Source organism: Klebsiella sp. 18074 (assembly GCF_902705905.1).
Classification (GTDB): domain Bacteria; phylum Pseudomonadota; class Gammaproteobacteria; order Enterobacterales; family Enterobacteriaceae; genus Klebsiella; species Klebsiella terrigena.
On record NZ_CACSIS010000056.1, the window covers coordinates 1 to 9,096 of the forward strand.

12 protein-coding genes and 1 pseudogene are annotated in these 9,096 nt (G+C 52.3%); 12 read left to right on the forward strand and 1 reads right to left on the reverse strand.

The window, feature by feature from the left end; all coding sequences use genetic code 11:
• The 7 genes and pseudogenes from GVK32_RS27930 to GVK32_RS27960 form a co-directional block, all read left to right on the forward strand.
• A pseudogene (locus GVK32_RS27930) lies at positions 1–221 on the forward strand (hypothetical protein); the annotation flags it as partial.
• Entirely contained in the window at positions 221–391 is a 171-nt protein-coding gene (locus tag GVK32_RS27935; RefSeq protein ID WP_159874063.1) for a 50S ribosomal protein L13, read from the forward strand. The pseudogene GVK32_RS27930 and the gene GVK32_RS27935, both read left to right, overlap by 1 nt.
• A 150-nt stretch (positions 392–541) precedes the next feature.
• Entirely contained in the window at positions 542–904 is a 363-nt protein-coding gene (locus GVK32_RS27940) for a hypothetical protein (protein WP_159874065.1), read from the forward strand.
• 2 nt (positions 905–906) lie between these two features.
• Positions 907–1,275, forward strand: coding sequence for a hypothetical protein (locus tag GVK32_RS27945; protein ID WP_024358937.1), 369 nt, complete (start codon positions 907–909; stop codon positions 1,273–1,275).
• Entirely contained in the window at positions 1,272–1,655 is a 384-nt protein-coding gene (locus GVK32_RS27950) for a hypothetical protein (RefSeq protein WP_159874067.1), read from the forward strand. The genes GVK32_RS27945 and GVK32_RS27950 overlap by 4 nt, the downstream gene beginning before the upstream one ends.
• Before the next feature lie 58 nt (positions 1,656–1,713).
• Positions 1,714–2,478, forward strand: coding sequence for an immunoglobulin domain-containing protein (locus GVK32_RS27955; RefSeq protein WP_159874069.1), 765 nt, complete (start codon positions 1,714–1,716; stop codon positions 2,476–2,478).
• A 60-nt stretch (positions 2,479–2,538) separates the two neighbouring features.
• A complete protein-coding gene (locus tag GVK32_RS27960) occupies positions 2,539–3,234 on the forward strand; it encodes a DUF6246 family protein (RefSeq protein ID WP_159874071.1) in 696 nt (231 codons plus the stop codon).
• 106 nt (positions 3,235–3,340) lie between these two features.
• Here GVK32_RS27960 and GVK32_RS29335 read toward each other — a convergent pair whose 3' ends face one another.
• A complete protein-coding gene (locus GVK32_RS29335; protein ID WP_227697917.1) occupies positions 3,341–3,643 on the reverse strand; it encodes an Arc family DNA-binding protein in 303 nt (100 codons plus the stop codon).
• Between the two features lie 110 nt (positions 3,644–3,753).
• Between GVK32_RS29335 and GVK32_RS27970 the strand changes: the two genes are divergently transcribed.
• The 5 genes from GVK32_RS27970 to GVK32_RS27990 form a co-directional block, all read left to right on the forward strand.
• Positions 3,754–3,927 (forward strand): hypothetical protein, encoded by a 174-nt coding sequence (locus tag GVK32_RS27970; RefSeq protein WP_064146734.1) that lies wholly within the window; start codon positions 3,754–3,756, stop codon positions 3,925–3,927.
• Complete coding sequence (locus GVK32_RS27975) at positions 3,917–4,624, forward strand: P22AR C-terminal domain-containing protein (protein ID WP_159874073.1); 708 nt, start codon at positions 3,917–3,919, stop codon at positions 4,622–4,624. The genes GVK32_RS27970 and GVK32_RS27975 overlap by 11 nt, the downstream gene beginning before the upstream one ends.
• A gap of 75 nt (positions 4,625–4,699) precedes the next feature.
• Positions 4,700–5,452 (forward strand): hypothetical protein, encoded by a 753-nt coding sequence (locus tag GVK32_RS27980; protein ID WP_159874075.1) that lies wholly within the window; start codon positions 4,700–4,702, stop codon positions 5,450–5,452.
• A 123-nt stretch (positions 5,453–5,575) separates the two neighbouring features.
• Positions 5,576–5,980, forward strand: coding sequence for a hypothetical protein (locus tag GVK32_RS27985; protein WP_159874077.1), 405 nt, complete (start codon positions 5,576–5,578; stop codon positions 5,978–5,980).
• A 55-nt stretch (positions 5,981–6,035) separates the two neighbouring features.
• A partial coding sequence (locus tag GVK32_RS27990; RefSeq protein WP_159874079.1) for a tape measure protein occupies positions 6,036–9,096 on the forward strand: 3,061 nt, incomplete at its 3' end.

Consider the following 9,096-nt stretch of genomic DNA (forward strand, 5'->3'; position numbering starts at 1 on the left):
TGATGTATGCGGCTGCGCTCATGGCGACGTCTTCCGGTGCCCGGCGAATCAAATCGCAGGGGGCGCCATCGGGGGCATCGCGCTCGTTCGACTACGGCGAAGACGGGATTACCTGGCTGCGTGACTCGCTGGCCCGGCTTGATACCAGCGGCTGCACCAGTGAGCTCCCGATAAGCGCCGGTAACAGCGTGGGCCTGTTTCTGGTCGTCGGTGGCTGCTGATGACCTGGATTTCAGTGCAGCAGCGGTTGCCGCGCACGTTCACCCGGGTGTGGGTGATCACCGATACCGGCCAGCAGACCACGGCTTACGTTAACGGCGCCGGGCAGTGGATGATTAACTGCCCGCGCATACAGGCTACAGGGGCAATCGTGCTGAGGTGGCGGGAATGAGTAGGCGGAAGGGTGGAGTGATTGCATCAGTAAGCACGTTCATAGTTGGAGAGCATCCCACTACGACAGTCATGCCGCGTAAGTGCATGGTTATACCTGGTGCACTAAACGGCTCAGGGTCTGTAGTGGTGGTCAACGCGGAGGGTATAAGTGAGCAGCGTAGCGAATTGGAGTTATACCGCGACGGCGACAATCTGGCGGCGCATACGCGATGCCGACGGTAGTGATACCGACGGCGGAGGTCAGCCGTACGGGTGGGAGACGCCGATCGCCATTCTCTGCGACTACCAGGGCGGTCTCTCTGCGAAAATTGGCGACCTCGGCCGGGAAATTGTGGTTAAAAACACGATATGGAGCGAGTACGCCGCGGCGAGGGATGGTGACTACATCCTGATTGGTGCATCTTCAGCTGCTGCGCCGCCGGATGAGGCCGACGAGATACGGCAGATCGTTCAGTTCGCCGATACATTCGAGCGACTGGCTGACGATTTCGCAATAATTACGGGAGTATAGGCATGGGCGCTAAAGTTCGCGGCATCCGCCAGGCTAAGGCCAATCTCGACCGCATCATTAAGGACGTGCAGGGGCGCAAGGTTGTGCGCGCGTTGCAGTCGGCAATGCTCATCGGTAGTGCACAGGCGGCACTCTACACCCCGATTGATACGTCGACGCTCATCAATAGCCAGTTCCGGGAAATCACTGCTAACGGCGTGCGGGTGACCGGGCGTGTTGGCTATACGGCTAACTATGCGGTGTTTGTTCACGACCCTGAAGTGAAGCAGAACTTCCGGCGCGCGACTGCGCAGAAAGAGTTCTTAACGAAAGGCTTCGAGGATACCCGCAGCCAGATAGACGCCGCGGTTAAGAAGGAGCTTTCGCTATGACACCTCCGATGTACATGCGCCTGAAAGACCTGTTTATGGCCGAGGGGCTAACGGCAGGGTTTAAGGTTCAGTGGCGGCTATGGCGCGACACCGGAAAGGATGCCGATCAGTTCATCGTGTTCAGGCCTTCTGGCGGTACGAATATCGAATACGACCGCGGCGGCGACTGGTACGTAATGGTCGATGTCATTTCGTCGAGCTCAAATCCCGATGCTGCGGATGCCGCGGTAAACGCCATCGTCGAATACATCAGCGTGCAATCGGGTGCTGATGACTGCGTCGGCGCGCTGCAGCTTGTCGGCAATGTCCCTGCGGCAATACCAACCGAAGAGGGTCGGTTAGTAACCCGACTGCTCATCTCCTGCACATACGGCGAATAATCGCCAGAATCACCCATCAGGCTGCCATCAGGCGGCCTTTTTTATTTGAGAGGTACACATGCAAGGCTGTGCTAATGATACCGGCAAGCTGATTGGCAAAGTAGCGGTACTCCGCGCGGCTATGGGCTGTGCTGATACTCTTCCTGCTCTTTCCGAATGGAAACGCCTGGGCGCACTAACCACGAAAGGTTTCGACTACTCCATGAATACCGTTAGCTCTGAGGCTGACGATACGAAGGGTCTGGTTGAGAACCTGGTCAACAACATGGATCTCACCATCTCAGGGGAAGGAGAGTTCCGCAAAAAAGATAAAACGACTGAAATCGGCGCCATCGCTATCTCGAAATATATTTTCGATGAAGTGCAGGCTGGCCGCCAGCCGACGCTGTGGCTCCGTTTCGACTTCGCTGGTGAAGATGCAGGCACTTATGTCTTGGGGTATTTCAACACTACCTCATGGTCTGGCGACTTCGGCACTTCTGATATTTCGACCTTCTCCGGTGAGTGGAAGGTTGCCGATGCGGATACCGTGGTATTTGAAGTTGCTCCGCCGGCGCTGGCGTTCACCGCGAACCTGGCACCGACTAAATCCGTTGCTACCGGCTCCGCTCTTAACATGCCGGTGGTGGTTGAAGGCGGCACATCTCCATACACCTACGTGTGGAAAAAAGACGGCTCCGTCGTCAGCGGGCAAACCACGGCAACGTTTAACAAAGCGAGCGCCGTATCTGGTGACGCCGGGGTTTATACCTGCGAGGTCACTGATTCCTCAGCGACACCGGTCAAAATCACCTCGGTGGCGTGCACGGTCACGATCAGCTAACCACGTCGTGAATAGTACAAAGGGCGTAACGGCGCCCTTGATACTGTTTATGGAGCGACTATGACCCCCATCAAAGAATTAGGCGAATGCGTTATCGGTGCCGATGACCGGGAATTCTTTTTCCGGCCGTCATTCCGCAACATGGCGCGCATCGGCGAGCCTGCTGAAATCGTCCAGACGTTCTATGACCTGTGCAACGATGAGGCGACGCCACTGGTACAGCGCGCAGCACAGGCCTATATCCACGACGAGTACAGCCGTCTCCCGGATTGCGTGCTGAGATATATCCAGAGCGGGCTACTGACCCGCAAAGCCATCATGGCGGCGCATACCGTGCTTACGGCGTGCTGCGACGATGATATAGGTGATCTGGTCGGCTGGATGCGTCCGGGGAAAGGCCGCAAACGCGGCTTCGTCTGGCGCCCTGGCAGCATGCCGCCGGAGAGCATGGTCATCGTCGCGCAAAACCTGATGATGCACGGAGCTGTCGGTAAGGCGAAGATTCGCCAGTTGCAGCGCCATGAAAGCAATGAGACCACGTCGGAGTTTCGCGCCACTGACTACATCATGGCGGCACGAAATCACTTCGGTATAAGCCGGGAAGAGGCTGAAAACCTGACGATGACGGAGTTCATCTTACTTCTGAATGCTAAGTATCCAAACCAAAAGGGCTTCACCCGCGAAGAGTACGACAATGTCATGGACGAGGACGATCGCCGCTGGCAGGCGATGATGGAGAAAGAGAAGAACAGATAGCCCACTCAGGTGGGCTTTCATCTGGAGATGTCCATGTATCTTCACATCACTTTAAACTCCAGCAGAACGGTGCACGATAACGTGAGTATTTGCAGATTTCAGATAGTTATCCTTTGGTTATTTTTTTTAGTGCAACGTTCACCGTTTTTAACGTCTCTGCGTTTTCTCTCAGTGCTGACGTTAGTTTTTGTATTGTTTCGACAGACACCCCCAATAACTCTGCGACATCATTGTCCGTGTATAGGATTTCTTCGCTTGATTCTTTGTTTAAGGCATCCTCAAGGATTTGCACAATTTCTGAGTTCATAGATCTGCCGTTTCTCTTGGCTCGTTCGGCTATGGCGTCGCGCATGCCGTCTGGAAATCGCAGATTGAACTTGTCTTGCAGCTGGCTGGGGTACTTGCTCATAAAATCACCTAATGAAAATCATAAAATTATTATGGGGCCAACTTGACATATTCAGCAATGGTGTTAACTTAGTATCAGGTGTCAAGTTGGCCCCAATAGGAGACTGGATAATGCAAGATACACTTTTCACTGAACGTAAAAACATCAAACTGAACCTGCGGCTTCCCGCTCGTTTAGATCAGGAAATTCGCCGGTTGGCAGAAATGGATTGTATTTCACTGAATTCTGCGATTGTTCGTTTGCTGGCTAAAGGGGTTCGCGAAGAGGTGGCAAATGGTCGTTAAAAACAGCGAAGCCCAGAAGTGCGCTAACACTCTGGGCTTCTTATCGAACAAATCCAGGAAAGGAAATATCGACATGAATATTGTAGCAAAATCAGATCTCAACTTCCACGGTAAAGCTATTGTTCCGGTTGCTGGCATGACTGGTATCTGGCTTACCTCCGCCGAAATCGCCAATGCTCTTCAATACAAAAGCTCGAAGTCTGTAACGAATCTGTTTAACCAAAACTCTGACGAGTTTACTAGCGGAATGACTCAGGTCATCGAATCAGTGACCTCAGGAAATTACCGAAAAAAAGTGCGTGTTTTCTCACTGCGTGGTGCACATCTGATCGCAATGTTTGCCCGCACGGATGTTGCCAAAGAGTTCCGTCGCTGGGTGCTGGATATTCTGGATCGCGAAGTGGCACATTCGCCGATTGCCAAGCAGTTCACTGATGAAGAGCTTTCCTCACTTGCCTGGCTGTGGCGAGCGAGTGACATCATGCTGACAGCCTGTGAGAGCGTTACTCCATTGCTGAAGGTGGACGAGCATCGGCAGGCGGGGCATTTTCACACGATCGGGCAGGAGTTGCCGCGGACAATTAACAAGGCCAGAGCGATCATTAAGCGCGAGACGGCGCATATCGAATTTCACCCATGGAAGGATGATAACTGGAGCAGGGTATTACCACACCTGAGACAGGAGATGTTGCAGTGATGCAAAAAGAAAAACCAGCAGGGTTCAGCTGCTGGCTTCAATGTCACACCCTTACTACCACATAAGGAATGTCGAATGACTTCTAAGAATGTAGCAAATGTAGGCTCCATTGTCACTGATAAAACCATTGACAGCCAGTCACTGCTTGAAATGGTAAATCAGGCGCGTAAGCAATGCGGTGAAAAAGATGTTCGTAACAATGTTTTCATGGATCGCATTAAAGACGAGCTTGAGGGGGAGTTTTACAAGATTTTTGTAAAACCCTCTGGCGGTATCGGAGGGCGCCCGGTAGAGGTGGCAGAGATGAGCATCAAGCAAGCTCTTCGCGTGGCCGCGCGCGAGTCAAAAGCCGTTCGCCGCTCGTTGGTTGATAAGCTGGAAGACATGCAGGTTATCCAACTTCCAACCACGAGCAATTCTGGTCTTCCTGAGTACCGGCTTGCCAAAGCGGAGCAACTCAAAGCTCAGGCTTTGGAGAAAAACATCGCATCGGCCCGCGAGCTGATGTCAATGTTCCCGCGGCTTGGTGAATCGGCTAACCAGGTGATCGTTGCCACTCTTGTTAACCCGCTTCTCGGCCACGAAGTTGTGCCGCTGCCGGTGATTGAAGAGCATTACTCAACAGCTGGCGAGGTGGCAGCGCAGATCGGTTGCACTGCAAACAAGGTTGGGCGCGTGGCTAATAAACACAACCTGAAAACAGAGCAGTACGGAAAGTTCTTCTTGGATAAGTCAAGGCACTCAGACAAACAGGTCGAAGCGTTCCGTTATAACGCCGAAGGGGTTCAGGCACTTCGCCACCTGATTCACGGTGCTGATGTAGCATAACGCATTGAAATTAATTCAGAGTGCAAATTTGCACTCTGGCAATTAAACCCGCTTAACTGCGGGTTTTGTCGTTCCCTTGTATCCCTGCTAATCTGTCGAAAACAAACCAATGGGGATATGGATATGAGGAAGATTTTATTGGCAGCGGTTTTAGCCGCGTCGTCGTTTGTTATTGCTGGATGCGCACCAAAGCCACCTTCGCAAGTGGCAATATCAACTGCAAATTACGGCACCTTGCCGGCTGATTATCAGCAGCAAATTAAAAATCACATGACATCCATTCTGAAAGACCCGGAGTCAGCTAGATATACGTTTGAGCCTCCATTCAAAGGTTATTCGCAAGATGGCTCCCTTTCTTCAACGGGTGGTGGTGTAACGTATGGTCAAGTCGTTGGTGTGCAGGTCAATGCCAAAAACAGTTATGGTGGTTACACAGGAAATCAGCTTTATGTGTTCATGTTCGCCAATGGTGTCATGTACGACTCTACGGCAAACTTTCAATATGGCCGTGTAAAGCGAGCACCTTAAAGATAAATAATAACAACCTCGCTCCGGCGGGGTTTTTTATTGCCCGGAGAAAGGTATGGCAGAGAACGCTGGCAGCATTTATTACGACATTGAGATGGATGTGCAAGGTCTGCTGACTTCGCAGCAGCGTGTAAATCAGCGCCTTGATCTGATGGAACGGGGATTTGATAAAACATCACGCTCTATTGATACCACAGAGCGTTCGATGTCGAGCTTGTCCCGTGTTGCGGTTGCACTTACAGCAGCCCTTTCTGTCCAGCAGGTGGCTGAATATGCTGACGCATGGGCCACGGTTAATAACAAATTATCCAACTCTCTTCGCCCATCTGAACAACTTGCTGATGTAACCGAACGTGTGTTCAACATCACGCAGCAAACCCGAAGCAGCCTGGATGCAACAGCATCCCTATATGCGCGTTTAGAGAGGGCCACCCGGCAATACGGAACCAGCGCTGGGGATCTGGCAAAATTAACCACGATTATCAATCAGGGATTTGTGGTTTCAGGCGCAACGGCGCAAGAGGCTGAAAATGCCATTATTCAGCTATCTCAGGGCTTAGCCTCTGGCGCGTTACGCGGTGAGGAATTCAACTCTGTAAACGAGCAGGGTAACCGCCTTATCGTAGCCCTTGCTGACTCTATGGGGGTCAGCATCGGCCAGATGCGCAACATGGCGGCACAGGGCAAGCTAACGACAGATGTTGTGGTTAACGGTTTACTTTCCCAGGGGAGTGTAATCGGTGCTGAATTTGCCAACACCACTACGACTATCAGCCAGGCTCTTCAGGTTGCTGGCAATAACATCACTAAGTTCTTCGGTGAAAATTCTACGGTTAAAACAGGCGCGGCAATTTTCAGTGATGCAGTCGTCACCATCAGTGAAAATATTGGCGGACTGAGCGCGTTGCTGACTGGTGTCGCGGCTATTCTTGGGAGTCGATATGTCGGCGCCTTAACTATGGCCACTGCGGCCAAAATTAAAGCAGCTGCCGCATCTCGTACGCTTTCAGCAGAAGAATCATTAGCAGCTCAAGCTGCCGCGAATAAAGCAGCGGCAGACCTCAGGGCTGCGGCGGTCGCAAAAGAACGGGCCTTAGATGAAATGAGGCTTGCAGAAATGATGCGGCTAACTGCTATCAGCGAAACCAACGCTGCGGCAGCTGAGCAGCGCTTGTCCGTAGCCAGGGTTGCGGCCGCTGGTGCGGTTGATAATTATAATCGAGCACTGGCGGCAAACAGGGCCGCTCAAATGGCTCTCTCAACTGGCGCCAGCCTGGCTAGCAGGGCTCTCGGGTTAATTGGTGGGCCTGCCGGAGCGGCAATGCTTGCTGCTAGTGCAATCCTTTACTTTTCACAGCGCGCAAAAGAGGCCAGGAATGACGCTAATGCCCTTGCAGATAGCGTTAACGACCTGAGCTCAAAATTCCAGACGATGTCGCATACAGAGCTGGCGGCAACGATAGGAAAGCTAAGCCAAAGCCTGCCTGAATTAAGTGACGCGGTATCCGACGCACAAAAGGAATTCAATGACGCGACATCTGCTGTCCAGCGACAACAGCGAGAAATTGCAAACTGGGGTACGAATACAACGAGAGGGCGGCAGGCTGCCGAGGCGCTTGGCGGCGCACAGGATAACCTAGCTATAGCCACCCTTGAGCTGGAGAAGGCCCAGAACAGGCTAAGCCAGACCCAAAACGCTATTAACATTGGTCGCGCTACGCTGAACGGAACGATGAAGCAAGGTATTGATTTGCTCCGCAGGGATGGACAGGAAGCGGGAATTGCTGCCGGCATGATGAGCAAGTTGGGAGATATGATTAATTTTGCTGCCAAGGCAAAAGACAAATTCAACTCCAGCAGCCTCATGGTTGAACGCCCGAAAGATGTTCAGGAGTATCTGGATAAGCTACAGGATCAGGTAACACTTCAGAGCGAGATTAATGACAGGAAGCGAGCGCAATTAAGGGCTGAGCAGGACATTAGGAAACTCGGTGGATCAGAGGCGGATGTTAACCTTGCCCGTGACAGGGCCGCAGCTGAATTTGATGCTCAACAGGCGCAGCAAAACAATAAAAAGGCCACCAAGGACGCAACCGCGGAGGCTAAGAAGGCTGAAACTCAAGAGCAACGGAACGTGAAAGTTCTTGAAGAATATAGCCAAAAAGCAAATTTATCGGCTGACTCAACAAGCGACCTTTCACGCGAGCAGGCGATTCTTGCAGCAAAGCAGAAGTTAACAAATGCCACGCCACAGCAGATTGCACAGGTTGAGCGTGATGCTGCGGCCGCTTGGGATAAAGTTGCTGCGCTTAAGGCGCAGAATGCAGTCCCAATCCTAAAAGAGAATGCTGATTACGCCGCTGAGAGAAAGACGCTTGATAGTCTGAAAGACCAAAAAGATACCAATGGTCAGCTTATAATTTCTCAAGAGCAATATAATCAGGCTAGCGAGGAGTTAGAACAGAAGCACCAGGTCGCTTTAGCAAAAATACGTGCAGGGCAGGTGGTGACACCACAGCAACAGGCTCAAGGTGAGGTAGATCCGGTGCGACGCCTTGCCAACCAGCACGCTCAAGAATTAGCGCTCATCCAACAGTTTGAAACCCAAAAGGGCCAGATCACTGCTAATGGACTTGCATTGATGAATGCTGCTAATACTCAGTACGAGCAGCAGCGTATCGCGGCTCAGTGGGCGCTCTTCACTCAGCAAAGCATCGGTTATGAAGCTTTGGGCGCTGCGGTTGATGCGTTTGGTAGTCAAGCATCCAATGCGTTAACTGGAGTAATAACGGGCAGTATGTCAGCTAACGACGCACTCCGCTCAATCGGCAATACCATTCTGAACGACGTAATTGATACGTTCGTGCAAATGGGTATCCAACAAGCCAAATCCGCCATCATGGGTGCAACAGCTCAGAATGCGGCGATAGCTACCACTACTGCGGCGCAGGTAGGTGGCCTTGCCACTACCACTGCGGCGAGCACTGCCTCTGCTGGTACAACTATGGCCGCATGGCTTCCTGCTGCTCTGGTTGCGTCTGTGGGCTCGTTTGGTGCTGCGGCTATCATCGGTGGGGCTGCACTGGTTGGGGCGTTCGCGTTGTCTAAGACGCTCG